General features: G+C 66.4%; 11 protein-coding genes and 1 pseudogene. 11 read left to right on the top strand and 1 reads right to left on the bottom strand.

The features are described from left to right. Nucleotides 1–3 precede the first annotated feature (3 nt). From BX592_RS06170 to BX592_RS06130, 9 genes and pseudogenes are all read left to right on the top strand, one after another. The gene (locus tag BX592_RS06170; protein WP_134190793.1) at nucleotides 4–558 is read left to right on the top strand and encodes a DUF6931 family protein; all 555 of its coding nucleotides are present in this window, start codon (nucleotides 4–6) and stop codon (nucleotides 556–558) included. Then, nucleotides 548–2,284 carry a type VI secretion system-associated FHA domain protein TagH gene (gene tagH / locus BX592_RS06165; RefSeq protein WP_134190792.1) on the top strand — a complete coding sequence of 579 codons (1,737 nt, stop codon included), beginning with the start codon at nucleotides 548–550 and terminating at the stop codon, nucleotides 2,282–2,284. The genes BX592_RS06170 and tagH overlap by 11 nt, the downstream gene beginning before the upstream one ends. A gap of 73 nt (nucleotides 2,285–2,357) precedes the next feature. Continuing rightward, nucleotides 2,358–3,695, top strand: coding sequence for a type VI secretion system baseplate subunit TssK (gene tssK / locus BX592_RS06160; protein WP_134190791.1), 1,338 nt, complete (start codon nucleotides 2,358–2,360; stop codon nucleotides 3,693–3,695). Continuing rightward, nucleotides 3,692–5,074, top strand: coding sequence for a type IVB secretion system protein IcmH/DotU (icmH, locus tag BX592_RS06155; protein ID WP_134190790.1), 1,383 nt, complete (start codon nucleotides 3,692–3,694; stop codon nucleotides 5,072–5,074). Before tssK ends, icmH begins: the two co-directional genes overlap by 4 nt. Nucleotides 5,075–5,077: 3 nt before the next feature. Then, the gene (tssM, locus tag BX592_RS06150) at nucleotides 5,078–8,671 is read left to right on the top strand and encodes a type VI secretion system membrane subunit TssM (RefSeq protein WP_134190789.1); all 3,594 of its coding nucleotides are present in this window, start codon (nucleotides 5,078–5,080) and stop codon (nucleotides 8,669–8,671) included. Further along, the gene (gene tagF / locus BX592_RS06145) at nucleotides 8,668–10,317 is read left to right on the top strand and encodes a type VI secretion system-associated protein TagF (protein WP_134190788.1); all 1,650 of its coding nucleotides are present in this window, start codon (nucleotides 8,668–8,670) and stop codon (nucleotides 10,315–10,317) included. The genes tssM and tagF overlap by 4 nt, the downstream gene beginning before the upstream one ends. Beyond that, on the top strand, nucleotides 10,314–11,075 hold the full coding sequence (locus BX592_RS06140; protein WP_134190787.1) for a PP2C family protein-serine/threonine phosphatase: 762 nt from the start codon (nucleotides 10,314–10,316) through the stop codon (nucleotides 11,073–11,075). Before tagF ends, BX592_RS06140 begins: the two co-directional genes overlap by 4 nt. A 216-nt stretch (nucleotides 11,076–11,291) precedes the next feature. Next, a pseudogene (locus BX592_RS35125) lies at nucleotides 11,292–12,122 on the top strand (serine/threonine-protein kinase); the annotation flags it as partial. Between the two features lie 2,042 nt (nucleotides 12,123–14,164). Beyond that, nucleotides 14,165–14,473, top strand: coding sequence for a hypothetical protein (locus tag BX592_RS06130; RefSeq protein ID WP_134190786.1), 309 nt, complete (start codon nucleotides 14,165–14,167; stop codon nucleotides 14,471–14,473). Between the two features lie 31 nt (nucleotides 14,474–14,504). On the opposite strand, the gene tssA is transcribed toward BX592_RS06130, so the two are convergent. Continuing rightward, a complete protein-coding gene (tssA, locus tag BX592_RS06125) occupies nucleotides 14,505–15,554 on the bottom strand; it encodes a type VI secretion system protein TssA (protein ID WP_134190785.1) in 1,050 nt (349 codons plus the stop codon). A 288-nt stretch (nucleotides 15,555–15,842) separates the two neighbouring features. On the opposite strand from tssA, the gene BX592_RS06120 reads away from it, so the two are divergent. Continuing rightward, nucleotides 15,843–16,841 carry a hypothetical protein gene (locus tag BX592_RS06120; protein ID WP_166676309.1) on the top strand — a complete coding sequence of 333 codons (999 nt, stop codon included), beginning with the start codon at nucleotides 15,843–15,845 and terminating at the stop codon, nucleotides 16,839–16,841. Between the two features lie 530 nt (nucleotides 16,842–17,371). After that, entirely contained in the window at nucleotides 17,372–18,064 is a 693-nt protein-coding gene (locus tag BX592_RS06115) for a CBS domain-containing protein (RefSeq protein ID WP_134190783.1), read from the top strand. Nucleotides 18,065–18,255 lie beyond the last annotated feature (191 nt).

The raw sequence follows: 18,255 nt of genomic DNA, 5'->3' as shown, positions 1-18,255 counted from the left end.
GCGATGCTGCCCGTCCTCGAAGCGGCCCGGCAGATGCAGTTGTCCGCGCATGCACAGCACCAGCTGGACGCTGCGATGGCGCCACGCGCGGCGGTGCAGACCCTGCTCGACGCCGGTCTCGCGGCCGACGCGCTGAGTCTGCTCGCGCGCCTGTTGCCGCGCCGCTATGCGGTTGCGTGGGTGTGCCAGTGCGCGCGTCGCGAGGCGCTCGACGAACACGATGTCGCCGGCCTCGCGCTCGCGCAGGCATGGGTGCGCGAGCCCAGCGAGCGCAATCGCGCGGACGCGGCCGCCTTCGCGAAGACGCACCGTTACAAGACGATCGGCGCGTGGAGCGCCGCGGCCGCCGGCTGGACCGGCGGCAACCTGAATCCGCAGCACGAGCAGCCGACGCCCGCGCCGGAACACCTGACCGCGCTCGCCGCGATGGCTGCCGTCACTTATATGGCCGCACGGGTGGCCGACCAGTTCGCCGCGCGCCGCGCCGGTTTCGTGCGCGATGCGCTCGGCTTGCTCGACACCCCTACGGTATCGACGGAGAAACGAAATGAGCAGTGAGCCACGCCTGATTCTCGCCGTGCGAGGCGAACAGGGCGAGCGCTTTGGCAGCCGCCGGCAGAAAACCTTCGATGGCGAGGACGGCAGCATCGGCCGCTCGGAAGAGTGCGACTGGGTGCTGAGCGCGGAAGGGGTGTCGCGCCTGCATGCGCTGGTGCGCTATCTGAACGGCATCTATTTCATCGAGGACCGCAGCACGAACGGTGTGCTGCTCAATGGAACGCCGTTGCGCAAAGGCGACCCCGCCGGGTTGACGGACGGCGACCGTCTGCAGATCGATGCGTTCGAAGTCAGCGTGCAAGTTCGCGTACACGAGGACAGCGCGGATCGCACGATGTGGCAGACGCCCGCGTCTGGTCCCGAGCATCACGCGCAACCGGGCGGGCCGCCGCAAGAAGCACGCCGCGACGGTCCGGTCGCGTCTTCGCCATGGCCCGAGCCGGCGCCGCAACGCGACGCGCTCGACGGGAAGGGCGCGGCGGGCGTGTCGTCGCTGCTGCACGGCCCGTCCTATGGATCAACGCCGGCCGGCGCGATCGGCACCGAGGGGCTGATACCCGGCAGCGCCGATGCACCGCTGCCGGGGGCAAGCGTCGATCCGCTCGCGCTTCTCGATGCGCCGCCGTCGTATCTCGACGAACCTGCCGCGCCCGCGCCAGAGGCGCCGAGCTGGAATCACACATCGAGCGACGCGGACCGCTTCCGTCCGCCTCGGGTCGAGGTGGTGCGCCACAGTGCACCGCTTCTGCCGGAGGACTGGGATCTGTCCGACAGCCAGTTCGCGCCGCCGGCAAAGCGCGCGGTGCACGCGGACATAAAGCCTGCGCCGACGCTCGATGCGGAGCCGGCTTCGGTGACTGAACCGCCGCCTGTGGCACCCGAACGGCCACAGGTAGCGTCACCGGCGGAACCGTTGGAAGCGCAACCGATTCCGCGGACGTACGAGCCGGCGCGGACCGAACCGATAGCAGCGAAAGACGACGACGCGCGGGAGCCGACGCTCGGCGAGTCGTTCGCTGGCGCGGCTGATATGAACATCGAGCCTGCGATGCCACGCCCGACCGGTACGCCGCCCTCATCCGGACCGGTGGCGCGCGCCGCTCACGCTGAACCGTCCGACCGCGCGGACGCACCGGCTTCGCCGCACGAGCCGGCACCGACACCGGCACGCGAGTCGACACACGAGCCGACATCGACACCGACGAAAAGCGAGCCGCATGAAGCGCAACTCGAACAGATGTTCCACATCGTGATCGACGGTCTGATGGACGTGTTGCGCGCGCGTGCCGAGCTGAAAAACAGCTTCCGGCTGCCCGCGACGCTGATCCAGCGCGCCGAGAACAACCCGCTGAAATTCGCGCCGAACGCCGACGAGGCCGTCAAAAAACTGCTCGCACCGCCGAACAGCGCGTTTCTGTCAGGCAGTGCCGCGCTCAACGACGCGGTGTCGGACATCCGCAATCACCAGATGGCGATGCTGGCCGGCGTGCGTTCGGCGTTCCAGTCGCTGCTTGCGCAGTTCGACCCGGCGCGCATCGAGCACGAGACCGGCGGTTCCGCGCGGCGTTTGCCATTCGGCCAGGGCCAGCGCAACTGGGAACGCTACAAGGAGCAGTTCGACGCGATGACGCGCAACCCCGACGAGAGTTTTCGCCGCCTGTTCGGCGACGAGTTCGCGCGGGCCTATGAAGAGCAGCTCGCGCGCCTGAAGAGCGGTCGCGGCTAGGCGTTGCGACGCACCGCGTCGCGACGCCGGCGCGAGCCCGCATGACGATAAAACAGTGAGACGGTCCACCGACATGAGCCGCAACAACAAAGTGATATGGAGCGAAGGCCTGTTTCTGAGGCCGCAGCATATGCAACAGCAGGAACGCTATCTGGAGCGCTACGTCGAGTTGCGCGCGGGCGGCCTGCGGCCGTATGCGTGGGGCTTCCAGGAACTGGAACTCGAACAGGACCTGCTCGCGATCGGCAAGCTCGGCATCAAGCGCGCGCGTGGCGTGTTCCCCGATGGCACGCCATTCGACATGCCCGGCGACGACCCGTTGCCGCCGCCGCTCGATATCGATCCGAACTGGCGCGATCAGATCGTGCATCTGACGATGCCGCTGCGCTCGCCGACCCAGGCCGACAGCAGTTGGCCCGGCACACGGCCCGACCAGCTGGTGCGCTATCGCGTGCGCGAAGCCGAGGTGCACGACGCGTCGGGCAGCATCGAAGGGGTGAGCGCGCTCGAAGTCGGCGGGATGAGCACGCGTCTCGTGCCCGACGCGCAGCCGACCGAAGGACTGGTGCGCATCCCGCTCGCGCATGTGGTCGAATGCCGCGCGGACCGGCGCGTGATTCTCGACGATTCGTTCATGCCCAGCGCGCTGGCCGCGCAGCCGGCCAACCGGCTCGTGACGTTTCTGTCCGAACTGCTGGGGCTGCTGCATCAGCGCGGCGAAGCGCTGGCGGGCCGCGTCGCCGAAACCGATCGCGGCGGCGCGGCCGAGATTGCCGACTTTCTGATGCTGCAGGTGATCAATCGTTATCAGCCGCTGGTCGCGCATCTCGCGCAAGCGCCATTGCTGCATCCGGAAGCGTTCTACCAGCTGCTCGTCGGGATGGCCGGCGAGCTCGCGACTTTCACCGCGCCCGGCAAGCGTGCGCAGGCGTTCCCGCCGTATCGCCACGAAGCGCTGCGCGAAAGTTTCGAGCCCGTGATCATGGCGTTGCGGATCGCCCTTTCCGCGGTGCTCGAGCAGACCGCGGTCGCGATCCCGCTGCAGCAGCGTAAGTATGGCGTATGGGTCGGCGTGGTGCCCGACCCGACGCTGCTCGACACCGCGACCTTCGTGCTTGCCGCGAAAGCGGATCTGAAGTCCGAGGATATGCGGCGTCAGTTGCCGACGCAGTCGAAGGTCGGCCCGGTCGAAAAGATCCGCGATCTGGTGAACCTGCAATTGCCGGGCATCGGCGTGTCGCCGATGGCGGTGGCGCCGCGCCAGTTGCCGTATACGTCCGGCTTTATCTATTTCGAGTGCGACCGGAATTCGCCGATGTGGCGGATGCTCAAGACGTCCGGCGGGATCGCGATGCATTTCGGCAGCGGCTTTGCAGGTCTCGACCTGCAGCTTTGGGCGGTGCGCACATGAGCAAAGAGAACGACAGGGAAACGCGGGCGATGCGCAGCGACGAAACGCTCGTGCGTCCGCAGCAGGCGCGCGCAGCGGGCGCCGATGCCGCCGACGCCGCAGACGCCACCCGCATCGGGCCGCCGCCGGTGCGGCCGTCGCAGCCCGCCGCGCAAACCATGCGCTCGCCAACGCGTGCGCAGCCGGCACTGCGCGCGGAACTGGGCGATTTCCTGAGCGGTGTCGTGAACCCGCTGGTGCGCGCGGCAAACCCATTGCTGCTGCTGGCCGTGCAGTTGCGCCACAGCGTCGCGCCGCCGGCCGATATCGCACGCCTGCGCGAGCAGGCGGTCGCGCAGGTGCAAAGCTTCGAAAGCAACGCGCAGACGCTCGGCGTCAGCAGTCAGACGGTGGTGGCGGCGCGCTACGTGCTGTGCACGATGATCGACGAGTCTGTCAATAATGCGCCGTGGGGTGACTTGAGCGGCTGGGCGCAGAAAACGCTGCTCGTGACCTTTCATGGCGAGACCTATGGTGGCGCGAAGTTTTTCCAGATTCTCGACCGCCTGTCCGTCGATTTCTCGCGCCATCTCGATCTGATCGAGCTGATGTATATCTGCCTCGCGCTGGGCTTCGGTGGCCGTTATCTGGTTGAGCCGGGCGGCCTCGGACGCCTCGCCGATATCCAGGACGACCTGTACCGGCGTATCCGTGGGCTGCGCGAAGCGCCCGCCGCGGAGCTCGCGCCGCATTGGCGCGGCATCGAAGATCGCCGCAATCCGCTACTGCGCTACGTGCCGCTGTGGGTGATCGCAGTCGCCGCGCTGTGCATTCTGCTCGCCGCGTTCCTGTTCTTCTACACGCGCCTGAATACGCTGTCCGACCCGGTCAGCGCGCAGCTCGCGAAGATCGGCCTCGAAGACGCGCCGCCGCCACAAACCGTGGTACGGCCGAAAGTCGCGCGCAAGACGCTCAAGCAACTGCTCGCGCCTGAAGAGCAGGCCGGCAAGCTCACCGTCGATGAAAAGCCCGATGGCGAAGACGCCGTGAGGCTCGCGGCGAACGCGCTGTTCCCATCAGGCGGCGCGGATATCGCCGCCGACGAGATCCCGCTGCTGCATCGGATTACCTGGGCGCTCAACCAGGTCGACGGGCGCGTGATCATCGTCGGCCATACGGACGACCAGCCGGTGCGCTCGCTGAAGTTCAAGGACAACTTCGAGCTCTCCACCGCGCGGGCGCAAAACACGTTGCAGATCGTCGCACAAGGCCTGAACGATCCGCGCCGGCTCGAAGCGAGCGGCGCCGGTTCATCGCAGCCGGTCGCGACGCCGGTCGATACGCCGGAAAACCGGGCGCGCAACCGGCGCGTCGAGATCCTCTACATTCCGGAGAATTGATTGATGAGCCAGCTGAAAACATGGGTCAAGTCCCGCTGGTTCATGACCGCGGTCGGCTTGCTGCTGATCGCGGTGCTGATCTGGCTCGGCGGGCCGTATCTCGGCATCGGCGACAGCCAGCCGCTCGCCAGCGCGACCGCGCGTCTCGCGCTGATCCTCGCAATCGTGCTGATCTGGCTGATCTGCGTGCAGATCGTGCAGTGGCGGCAGCGCCGCAAGACCGCGCGGATGTCCGACGAGCTGGCGAGCCAGGACGCGCAACTCGCGGCCGGCGAGCGCGGCGCCACGGAGCGCGCGCAGTTGCAGCAGCGCTTTCAGGAAGCGATCGACACGCTGCGCAAGACGCGCAAGAACGGCGGCAATCTGTATGCACTGCCGTGGTATGTGGTGATCGGCCCACCGGGCTCGGGCAAGAGCACGTTGCTGCAAAACTCCGGGCTTGATTTCCCGCTGTCGGAGCGCTTCGGCAAGGAAGCGCTGCGCGGCATCGGCGGCACGCGCGATTGCGACTGGTGGTTTACCGACGAAGCGGTGTTTCTCGACACCGCGGGCCGCTACACGACGCAGGACTCCGATGCGGTGGCCGACGCATCCGCATGGAGCGAATTCCTGAAGCTGCTCAGGCGCTACCGCAGGCGGCGGCCGCTGAACGGCGTGATCGTCACGCTCAGCATGTCGGACCTGCTGACCTTCGACGACGGCGCGCGTCAGCAGCACATCCGCATCGTGCGCCGGCGGCTGGATGAGCTCGCGCAGCATCTGAAGGTGCGCGTGCCGGTGTATCTGGTGTTCACGAAGTGCGATCTGGTCGCCGGCTTCGGCGAGTTCTTCGACGATCTCGGGCCGGAGCAGCGCAGCCAGGTGTGGGGCATGACGTTTCCGGCTGGCAAGACCATCGACGGCAGCGCGTACGCGATGTTTGCCGCGGAGTTCGACTTGCTGCTCGAGCGGCTGAACACGCGGTTGATCGAGCGCCTGCATGCGGAGCGCGACCGCACCCGGCGCGCCGCGGTACTGAGCTTTCCGCAGCAACTCGGCGCTGTGCGCGAGATCGCGCGGCAATTCGTCGAAGGCGTATTTGCGCGTCATGAATACGGCCAGCCGCCGCTGTTGCGCGGCGCGTATCTGACGTCGGGCACGCAGGAAGGCACGCCGATCGACCGGATGCTCGGCGCGGTCGCGCGCACGTTCGGCGTCGACGCGGCTCGCGTGCGCAATACCGGCGTGCAGCAGCGCACGTATTTCGTCGAGCGTCTGCTCAAGGAAGTGCTGTTTCGCGAGTCCGGTTTCGCCGGTACGAACCCGCAGCTCGAACGTCAGAAGATCATTCTGCAAACGGCGTCGTATGCGGGCATTGCGCTCGTTACCGCGCTGCTGGTCGCCGCTCTGGCGACCAGCTACGCGCGCAACCGCGGCTACGTCGCGCAGGTGCAGGATGCGTTGAAGGACTTCCCGGCACGCGACAGTCTCGCTGACTCGCCCGATCTGAAAACCTACTTCGCGCGCGCGCTCGAGCGTGTCGAAGTGATTGCCGGTGCGCAGGACGTCGCGGACCAGTACCACGGGCATGTGCCGTGGCTGATGCGCTTCGGTCTGTTCCAGGGCCATGCATTGCTGCGCCAGGTGCACGGTGCGTATCTTCGCGAACTGAACGGCAGTCTGCTGCCGGGTGCCGGCGTGCGGTTTCGTGAAGGTCTGAGTGCGAGCGCGAGCGATCCGCAGGCGCTGTATGGGTATCTGAAGGGCTACCTGATGCTGGGCGAGCCGCAGCACCTCGATCCCGCCGAACTGGCGGCGCTGGCGCGCATCGAGTGGCAGCGGCTGTTTCCGCAAGACCCGGCTATCCAGAGGGCGCTGGACAAGCATTTCACCGCGCTGCTCAACGATCCGCAAAAACCTCGCGCACTCACGCTCGACAACGCGCTCGTCGATCAGGCACGCGCGACGCTGAAGACCGCTGACCTGTCGACGCTGATTTACGGCGGTCTGAAACTCGATGCCGATCGCTCGGGCGCACCCGGTATCCGCCTCGACCAGAGCCTCGGTTTGCTCGCGAACGTGTTCACGCGCAAGAGCGGCGCGCCGTTGTCGCAGCCGTTGCCCGCGCTTTTTACGCGGCCGTATTTCGCGTCCGAGGTCGACAAGGGCCTCGACGAATCGGTCGACCGCTTTGTCAAGGATGACTGGGTGTTCGGCGCGACCCGCATCGACCCGCTCGCGCGTTCGCGTTTCGAGCAGCAGGTGCTGACGCTGTACGAGCAGGACTACATCAAGACGTGGGATGGTCTGCTGGCCGATCTGCAGTTGCAGCCGGTCGCGAACATTCAGGATGCGAGCGCGCTGTCCGCGAAACTGTCGGGCCCGAGCTCGCCGCTCAAGGCGTTGTTGAATCTGGTGCGCGACAACACCAGTGATCTGCTACGCGGCACGGCAAGCGGCGCGAATGGCGCGAGCGGCGCGTCCAACGTCGATGCGGCAGCCGCGCAAGCGAAAGCGCGCAGCAAAACCGTCGGCGAGAACCTCGCGTTGCGCCGCGCGCTGAACACGCATATTGCGCGTGAACTGAACAATTCGGGCGCCGGGTTGCCGACGTCGGTACGGCCGAACGCAGCGGCAGGCGTGAACGACCCGCAAACGGAGCAGCCGGGCGCGGCCATCGAAGCGCATTTCGCGCAGATCAATGAATTGAGCGCCGGCACACCGGGCTCGACGCCGCTCGACCATACGCTCGGTGTGCTCGATCAACTGAGCAAGACGCTGCTGACGATGAACGACTTCAGCGACCCGGGCGCACTCAATAGCCCCGCGCTGCTCAGCGCCCGTCAGGAAACCGGCCAGTTGCCGCCGCAGGTCGGCACGCTGGTCGCGAGCCTCACGGGTTCGAGTGCGCAGCTGGTCGCAAGCGGCACCAGCGGCGCGCTTGCCGATCAGTTCCGCGCGGCGGCCGGCAACGATTGCGCGAGTTTTGTCGATGGCCGCTATCCGTTCGCGCCGGGTAGCACGTCCGATATTCCAGTGCAGAACTTCGCCGACCTGTTCGGCAACGGCGGACGCTTCGACAGCTTTTTTAAAGGCACGCTCGCGAAACTCGTCGACACGAGCGGCCGCAGCTGGCGCTGGAAAGCCGGCGCGCCAGCCGGTCCGCCGTCGGTGCTCGAGACCGCGCAGAGCGCCGACGATCTCCGCCAGATTTACTTCCGCGGCGGCGCCGCGCCGCAGGTCGGCTTTACGCTGCTTGCGCCGCAGCTCGACCCGGCGATCGCGAAGCTGACCGTGGAGATCGATGGACAGAAATATGAATACGCGGCCGGCGGACCGCCCAGCGCGGCGATGACGTGGCCCGGACCGCAGCCGGGCCGCGTGACGGTGAGCGCATTCGACACCGCGGGCCAGCCGGTCGGCGCGCCGCTGCAGTATCAGGGCGACTGGGCGTTCTTTCATGCGCTCGATGCCGCGCATCTGCAGAAGCAGGGCGATTTGCGTTATCTCGCGAGCTTCGATTTCGCCGGCCATGTCGCGCAGCTGCCGATTCAGCCGGCGAGCCTGAAGAACCCGTTCCTCAATGCCGAGGTTCGGCGCTTCAGGTGCCCGCGATGAGCGCTCAGATCGGTTTCTACGGCAAGCTGCCTGGCGCGGGCGATTTCGTGCAGCGCCGGCTGCCGGCTGCATTCGTCGACAGTTGGGATCGCCACTTTCAGCGTGCGCTCGAAACCGGGCGCCGCGAACTGGACGGGCAGTGGGCGCAGGCGTGGCGCGACGGTCTCGCCTGGCGCTTCGTATTGCCTGCGCAAGTCTGCGGCGACGGTGCGTGGTGCGGCTTGATCGGACCTGCGGAAGACCGCGTGGGACGCGCATTTCCGATGACGCTGGCCGCGCCGTGCGCGGGCGATCCGGCCGCGATGCTCGGCGACGAAGCATGGTTCGATGCGCTGGAGCGCGTGTATCGCGGCGCGCAATACGAAGCGGTCAGCGTGGAGACCTTCGATGCGCGGGTCGCCGCGTTGCCGCATCCGCTTCGGCGTGCGCACGATGCCGCGCAGGTCTGGCATGGGCTCGACTGGAGCGGCGGGCAATGGCAGCTGACATCGGACGAACGCACCGCGGCGGCCGTGCTGCTGACACAAGCGTGGCGGCAACTCAGCGCGCAGCCCGGCGCATGGTGCCTGTGGTGGACGCAACGCGCACGGCGGCTGCTCGCGACGCGTGGTTTGCCGCGCAGTTATGCCGCGCTGCTCGAACCGGCACCCGCGCCGGAATGGACGGCGCCATCGACGGTGCACGCTTTCGCGCACGACGATCGGACCGGCGGTTTCGAGCTTGCGCCGTCATGGCCCGCTCGCCCGGACGCAGCGTCTGACTCGCGCGTTTATCTCGACGAGTGGCGCGAGCATATTGAATCCGGAACGAAGCATGACACCGCGAGCGCCGCTTCGTCGGACACGATCTGGCGACGCACCGCGCAGACTTCGGCTGCGTCGCCGCCCGGCGCATCTTTGTCAGTGACGCAAAACATCGACACGAGCGCGCTGAGCGCGCCTGCAAGCCGCTCGAGTTATCGCGATGCCGAAGCCCGCGCGAGTCGCGCCGCGCTGCCCGAGCCGTTGCCGGAACTGGCCGATGCGGCGCTGATGTATCTGGACCACGGCCGTACTTTGCTGATCAGCGCCGACGATGGGCCGCCCGATCCGCGTCGCCGGGCCGCGCTCAGCATCCGCGCGGCGGCGCTCACGAGCGGCGCGCCGGACCTGCATCACCTGCAAGCGAGCCTGCTCCCGCTGCATGCGCCGCTGTGCGCGATCAGCGACGATCCGCTCGAGCCGGTGAACGAAGAGGGCGTCGCGCTCGCGGTGCGTTTTATCGAAGGCCGCGTGCATCTGCTGCGCATCGGCGCCGCGTCGGCTTGGCATTGGCGGCGCGGTGTGCTCAGGCCATTGTTCGTCGAGCGTTCGGCGGGCGCGGGCGGCGAATTCGATGACCTGCTATTTGGCGACGCGTGGCTCACGATGCCCGGACTGGGCACGAGCGAGCCGCCGCATCGCGATGAAGCGATCGGCGAGTTCGAAGCCGGCGACCGTCTGGTGCTGCTCGCGACACGCGCGCTCGCGCAGTTGCCGCAGGGGCTCGTTAGCGAAGCGCTACGTCTGCCGGGCGGCGACGACGCACGCGCGTACCTCGCCGCGTGCGCGGGGCTCGGTGCGCAGCCGGCGCAATGGCCGCTCGCGGTGATCGGGAGCGACGCATGAACGGCACGAAGCGCACCACCCAACACAAGCAAGACCCGATTACGCGTTGCGTGTCCGCGGGCCGCACCGAAACCGGCAAGGTGCGCCGTCGCAACGAAGACGCAATTCTCGCGCGCGACGACCTCGGCCTGTGGGTGGTCGCCGACGGCGTGGGCGGCCATGCGGCCGGCGACTATGCGAGCGCGCTGATTGTCGAGCGGCTCGGCGCGTTGCGGCGCGACGGCGATGTGTATGACTTCATCGAAGCGATCGAGGACACGCTGCAGCAGATCAACGCGGAACTGCGCGACTTCGCGCTCGTGCGTCAGGTCGATGTGATCGCTTCGACGGTGGTGATCCTCGTGCACGACAGGCAGTTCGTGCTGTGCGGCTGGGTCGGCGACAGCCGCGCGTATGTCTATGAGAACGGTCAGCTGCGCCAGCTCACGCGCGATCATGTGCACGGCCTGAAGCCGGACGTCACGCAATTCGGCGCGGCGGCGCATGGTCCGGCCGGCGCGGGCGTGCTGACCCGTGCGATCGGCGCGGAGGATCAGCTTTATCTGGACTGGGCGGTTGCCGGTAGCCGCGCCGGTATGCAATTCCTGCTCTGTTCCGACGGCATCAACAAGGAGCTCAGCGACGACGAACTGGAGCTCGCGTATCGCGATAGCGGCGCCGGACCGCATGAGCAGCTGACGCGGCTCTTTACACAGGCACTTGAGCGCGCTGCCCGCGACAACCTTTCCGCTGTGATCGTGCGGCTCGATGAGCCGTGAAAATCCACCATGAAAGACTTCGAAGACCTCATCACCGCTTTTCGTGAAAACACGCTCGGGCTCGTCGCGCTGCTTGATGCGGTCGAAGCGCGCGGCGCGCGGCCGACGGAAGATCATCTGGCCGAACTGGCCGCGCTCGAGCGGCTGCGCGACGATGGCGCGCTGGCGCCCGCGGTGGCCACCGCGCTGTCGCGACGCTTGCAGGCGTCGCAGCACATGACCGCGGCGCAAGCGTCGCAATCGCAGGAAGCGTCGCAGGCATCGGAACTTGCCGATGCGACCAGGATGAAGCCCGGGTTGAGGCCTGCTTTGGAGGCCGGGTTAGAACCCGCGTTAAATCCTGCCTTGCGCCCGTCGCCGCGCGTGGCCGACGCGGCGACCGTCGTGCAACCCACGGCGGCGCGCGCGTCCCCGTACGACGATGCGACCGTCGTGAAACCCGCGAGCCGCCATCAGACTGGCACCGGCACCGGCACCGGCACCGGCAGCGACAGCAGCCGCAATCAGGCGAGCTGGCGCAGGATCGCCGAGGCGGAGGCTGGCGTGCACGCGAGCGTCGGCATGCTGCTGAAAGGGCGCTTTCTGCTCGAGCGCGAACTCGGCCGCGGCGGCATGGGTGTCGTCTATCTGGCGCGCGACGAGCGCAAGGTCGAAGCGCGCGACCGCGATCCGTATGTCGCGGTGAAGGTGCTGAACGACGAATTCCGCCGCCATCCCGATTCGCTGATCGCGCTGCAACGCGAAGCACGCCGCGCACAGCAGCTCGCGCACGACAACATCGTGCGGGTCTACGACTTCGACAAGGACGGCACGATCGTCTTCATGACGATGGAGTACATCGATGGCACCGACCTGCGCACGCTGATCCGCGAGCGGGCGTATGCGGGCATGCGCCTCGATGTCGTGTGGCCGCTGATCGAAGGCATGGCGCATGCGCTCGAGCGCGCCCACGCAAACGGCATCGTGCATTCCGACTTCAAGCCGGCCAATGTGATGGTGACGCGCGAAGGCGTCGCCAAGGTGTTCGACTTTGGTATCGCGCGCGCGGGCAAATATGGCGGCGCGCACGGCCATGAAGCGAGCCATGAAGCAGGCCATGATGCGCGTCGGGAAGCGGGGCAGCAAACAGGCTATGAAGCGGGTCGAAAAGCAGACCAGGCGGCGCCCCACGGACCGGCAAACGACCACACCGTATTCGACGCCGGCACGCTCGGTGCGATGACGCCAGCCTACGCGAGCCTCGAGATGATCGAGGGCAAGCAGCCGACGTCCGGCGACGACGTGTACGCGTTCGGCTGCGTGATCGTCGAGTTGCTCACCGGCCAGCATCCATTCGACAAGCTCAGCGCGCAAGCCGCGCTCGCCGAAGGCCGCAAGGCGCCGTTCGTACCGGGGCTGACGAAGCGCCAGAACAAGGCGCTTGCGGACAGCCTTGCGTTTAGCGGCGAAGCCCGCCTGCAAAGCGCGCTGGCGCTGCTCGAAGGCTTGCGCCGGCGCCGGTTGCACGAGCGGCTCGCGCCGTACGTGGCAGGCGCCGCCGTGCTCGTGCTGCTGGCTGTGGGCGGCTGGCTGCTGCACGGGTTCGCGCGGCAGCGGCACGCCGACGATCTGATGGCGCGGTTCTCGATCAGTGACCCTCGGCATTTTTCGAATGAAGACCAGGCCGCGCAGGCGCTCAACGGACTGGGCAACGAACAGCGCAGGCGCATCGTGCTCGAGCAGGGCGACGTGATCCAGAACTATCTGCTCGCGCGTCTGGACGAATACTGGAACCCGGCGGCTGGGCGCCTCGACTACGCGGCGGCCCAGCATGTGTTCCAGCTGCGCGAGCGCCTCGAACTGTTTTCGACCGCGCTCGACGCGCGCCGCAAACAGATCGATGATCAGCGCAACACGGTGCTCGGCGACTTGAGCAACCAGCTCGACGATACGTTCGACAACGCCCGGTTCGTCGAAGGACGGCCCGCCAAAGCGGCTGACGTGATTGGCCGCATCCGCGCGCTGGACCCGCATGGCGCACTGCTGACCAGCGCCGCGCTGCAGATGAAATTCGATGCATCGATTCGCCATTCGATCGCGAACGACAAGTTCGACGAGGCGCGCGCGTGGATCGAGCTCGGCTTGCAAATGTTCCCGGACTCCGCTCAGTTCAAGCATCGGCGCAGCGAGCTCGCGGCGGCGGTGGCGGCGGTCGCGGCGGGATTGCCGGTTCCCGGGTCGCACTCGATGACCGTAGCCGATGCGCGCCGCGCGCTGACGGACCTCGCGAGCCGGCCCGCGCCCGGCGACCCGTGGCGCAGCGCGGTGGCTAATGCGATGGCGGTGCTGCAAAACGATACGGCACCCGAAACAGGACAGGCGATCGATGCGCTGGCCGACGGCATCGTCGTCGCGGTGGGCCGCGTCAGCGACCCCGCGAAAGTTCAGCCAAGCCTGAGTCTGGTCGACATCGGATTGAAATATGACCCGCAGTCGACCGAGCTCAATGAGCAGCGCGATCGTCTGCAGGGTTTGTTGCAGCAACAGAAGATCGACCAGCAGGTGGCCGATGACGAAGTCGCATCGGCGATCGATTCGCTGCGCCGCGCGGCCGCTGCGAACGACGCGGATACCGCGCAGGAATCGTTCGACCGGCTCAAGGCGTTGCAACCGGGCAATCCGTTCCTGACGGGCGTCGCGCCGCAACTCGTCAGCAATGCGTATCTGGGCGACGCACGCGCGCTGTGCCGGCAAGGCGGGCTGACCGACGCGGCGAACCTTGCGTCGCAGGGCGCGAAGGCGCTCGGCGCGCTGCCCGAGCTGAGCAACGCCGCGGAACGTTACGAGCTGGCCGCGGCGTTGGAGACTGCACGCAAGCAGCATTTGACCGACGTCGAGTATCAGGGGTTGCAGGCGCGCTATGACGCGGACGAGGCACTCGACCCCGACGGCATGAAGCAACTGGACAGCGATATCGGCGCGAGCCGGCAACTGCCGCGTGGCGGACTGCGCGGCTGGCTTGCGCAGATCAAGGCGCGCGTGCGCAGCCCGCAGAACGGCGCGCGCGCCGGCGCGGTGCGCGCGCCGGCGCAGTGGACGAGGGACCCGGCATGACCGAACGCGAACGGCGCGTCAATCTGCAGTTGAGCGCACTCGACGACGCGCATCGGCTGGGTCGCATTGCACGGGATGAATACCGGCGGCGGCGCCGCTGTCTGCTTGCAGCGCCGGACGACGAAACGTGCGCGACCGCCCGCGACACGGTGCGGCGCCCGGCGTCCGCGGGCCAACCGGGTGACCCGGCAGGATCCGCGCGGCGCGCGTCGCGCCGGCGTCGACGGGTGTTGTCGCTGGGCGTATTCGGCGCGATCTGCGTGGGTCTCGCGCTGTTTTACTGGCTGATGCTGCGCACCGTGTGAATGCGCGCGTTTTTTTGCGCACGCTAGCGGGTCATTCGTCTTGCGGCCCGGCGAGCGTCTGCAATTCGGCCAGCCCGCCCGGCGCGACGTTTTTCAGCACATCGGCGAAGCTCTTGCCGACCAGACGCCGCGCGCGCTTTAACAGAACGGGGACAGGGCTCGACGGCTCGTTGCGATCGTAGTACTCGCAGATTTCATCGATGCGCAACAGCACGTCGTTCGAACCGCGAATCTTGCCGTCGTCGCGCGGGGTGTGCGCAGTGTCAGGTTGGGGTGCGGCGCTATCGGGCGCCGCGTTGTCCGCGGCTTGCCGCGCGGCCAGTTCGGGAAATCGTCGTGCGACTTGCGCGTCGACGAACTTTCGCAGTTCGTAAAGATCGGCGATCAGGTGCGTGAGGTCCGGGCTGGCCGTGCTCAGACGCTCGACCAGCAGTGCGTCGATCGCTCGCGCATCGTCGAGCGCCGCGGCGAGCAACGCGGCCGTTTCGGGAAGCTGATCGTCCGGGCAATCGCTGCAGCAGGCTTCGAGTTCGACGAGGGTCGGCAGCGGCGCGCCGTGGTCCGGTTGCGCGACCTGCAACGCGCCGTTCGCAATGCGCAGATCGCGCAGCGAAAAGCGGCCCAGACGCGTGGACTGCACGAACGGCGCGCTGCGGAAATAGCCGAGTACGCTTTGCGTGTCGCCTAGCGGCATCAGCGCATTCGAGCGGGCCGTGGGGTCGCTGTCGTCGTCCGCATCGAGTTGCGGATGCACCGGTTCCCAATAGCGCTCGAGCAGACCGCGCACCAGCGCGAGACCGGCGCGCCAGCCGGGCAGGCCGTCGCGCCGTGTCCACGCGGTGGTTAGATGGATCGCGACGCGCAGGTCGCGGGTGCGCGCGAAAAGCGCAACGGCGACGCTGGCAACTTTATCCCAGTCGGGCTCTTCCGCGGCTTTCACGGTGTCGCCGATCGAACGCTCGGACTTCGGCGTCGCGATTCGCTCGAGTTCGGCGAATTCCGGATCGTATTCGAGGTTCGGTCCGGTCGGTGCGGTGTCGTCGATGGGGGCGAGCAGGGGGCTCAGATCGATAGGCGTCATGTCGGTCCGGCTGGCGCTATGGTGAGGGTGGAATGGTCAGGAGGCATTGCGTGCGAAGCCGTGCATGCGGCCGCGTGTCTCCCGTCGATTACAACAGCGGGCACGCGGCAGTTATTCCCGCCGCAGCGCAGCTTGATTGAAAACCAGTCAGGAATAGTTGGGCCAGCCGCGCTGTTGTCTTGAAGCTGACGTTTTCCACGACACAGAGGAAAGCGCAATGCTGGCGAAGGCGGATGATGTTCGAATCGAACAGGCCGTCAAATATCTCAAGGGTCTGGCGAACGTGCGGTGTATCAGCTACATGTCATGACGCCCGCGATGACGCCGGGCATTGCTTTCGTTCAGGTCAGCGCGAAATACTCACTGGAGCGTACTACGATGGCTGTTTCTCCGCATAAATCGGGTTCTCGCCGGAAAGTCAAAAGCCGACCCCGGAGCTCACGCGTTATCGCGGCCGTCCCGAAGAAAAAGATCAGATTCGGCATTCTCCGGACGCCCAACGGGGACATCAACGTCGTGGGCCGGCCGGAGTGGACGACGCAAGCAAAAGAGCTCGAGGTCAATCAGGACGAAAACCTGACTGTGAACGGGGTGTTGGTGCCGGTCGAGGACAGACGCCATCTGCTGCACTGGGACGAAGACCTCAGGCCGATACTGAACAGCGTGTTCACCGCGATGGAAAAGGAATTCACACGGCCCGGCGAGCTTCTGAGCGAACTGAAAGCGCCGTTAGCCGCACGTCGCTACGTGACGACCGCCAAAACGGTCGACGATTACATGCGCTTCGTCGCCAGGAAAATTAATGGATCGCCGGACAATCTCGTTCCCGACCGGGCCGATATCAATCAGGCAATCGAGAAAGTGCGCGCGAACCTTAGAAAATATGAGAATGCACTGCACGACGTTCTGACTGATGCCGACATTCCTGCTTATGGGGCTGACGGCAAGCCGAATCCATCGCCGCAAGCGGCCGGCAGGATCGGCGTCTACCGGAACGCGGCGCGCAAATATCTGAATTTCGATCCGCATCTGTCCGGTGCAACGCCGATCCAGACAAAGATCAACGAGATACAAGGGAAAATACTCGAGATGCTTGATGGTTGCGATGTGCCGCACGAGGTATGGCATTTGCTGAACGAACTCAAGTATTCGGTCACCTTCGATCTTTCCGCCAAAGCGACGCGCGATAAGACAGCCAAGTCTTTAGCGTGGCAGAACATGATGCGCCGTAACACCGAAACGCCCGCGCGGGACCGCTACAGGGATCTGCTCAGTTTTCTGGATTGAATGAGCGGTCGTGTCCGTACGTATCGTTGCGCATGGCCGATACAGTTGTTGCCGCGCTCCACGCGCGCGCTTGATTTGCGTCAACTGGCATTCCGTCGTTGCGACCCATCATGAACCGGTGACGGCACACCGCGTGCCGGTGTTGCTTGCCTGGTTCAAGCCGACGGAGTGGCTCATTAACGTGAGCTCAAAAAGCTGGCCCAATAAGGCCGCTCAATAAGGCCGCTCATGCCGGACGATGCGCACGCATTCGCTGCGAGCCGACAAGCCAATGCCGTGGGTCCGACGCGCAACCCGCGGCCCGCGAAAAGGCGTACTCTCAATGACTGGTCGTGTTGGCGAGCAAGCGGCCGCGGTGCAGTCAAGCCATCGCCCGGAGCATGCGTTCGCGTGAAACTGTCAAGTCCGGCAAGCCATTGCGGCAAGCCAATTCGCACGAACGCGGTTCGATCTGACCGGTGAAGATTCGATGAGCATAAGTGCCGCCCATCCGGATCGGACCGGCTAAACCCTGTCCAAGGAGACATCCGATGCGTGCAGTGGACGTGATGACGACTTCCGTTATTTTTGCGAGCCCGGAGATGAGCGTACGCGAGGCCGCCGGCCTGCTGGTCAAACACTCGATCAGCGCAATGCCGGTGACCGATGCCGACGGCAACCTGGTCGGCATCGTCAGCGAGGGGGATCTGTTGCGCCGTAGCGAAATCGGCACCGGCGTGCGCCAGCGCTCGTGGTGGCTGCAATTCCTTGCTTCGACGCGCGAATTGGCGGGCGAGTACGTGAAGGAGCATGCGCAGACCGTCAACGACGTGATGATCACCGATGTCATTACGGTCGACGAAGAGACGCCGCTCGTGGAAGTGGCCGATCTGCTCGAGCGGCGCCGCATCAAGCGGGTGCCGGTCGTGAAGAACGGCAAGGTGACGGGCATCGTAAGCCGCGCGAACCTCGTACGCGCATTGGCGAGTGCGGATCTGCGCACCGCGCCGGTCACGGCGCCGGGTGACGCGGAACTGCGCGACGCGGTGGTCAACGCGATGGCCGGCCAGCGCTGGGCGCTGCCGCGCGAGCATGTGATCGTGGCCGACGGTGTCGTGCATCTGTGGGGCACGATTACCAGCGAGGAACAGCGCACGGCGCTCTGCGTGTCGGCGCAAAACGTGCCTGGCGTGAAAGAGGTGAGCAGCCACCTTGACTATGCGGTCGTGCTTCCCGCGATGTGACCGGCCAGTCGTCGTTCGCATCACGAATGACCACCTGTGCCGCCGCGCCCGTCATCCTGCGCCGGCGGCACGTTTTTCCATGGAGACGATTGAATGAACGATGTAGCCGGGGGTCACTGCAACAGTGCGCACTGGCATGCCGGCGAGATGGGCCGGTGCGCGCCGACGCGTTGAAACACCGCAACGCCGAA

Source organism: Paraburkholderia rhizosphaerae, assembly GCF_004366595.1.
Taxonomy (GTDB): domain Bacteria; phylum Pseudomonadota; class Gammaproteobacteria; order Burkholderiales; family Burkholderiaceae; genus Paraburkholderia; species Paraburkholderia rhizosphaerae.
The sequence above is the reverse complement of the archived record's forward strand: the minus strand, read 5'-3'. Positions and strand labels throughout refer to the sequence as shown.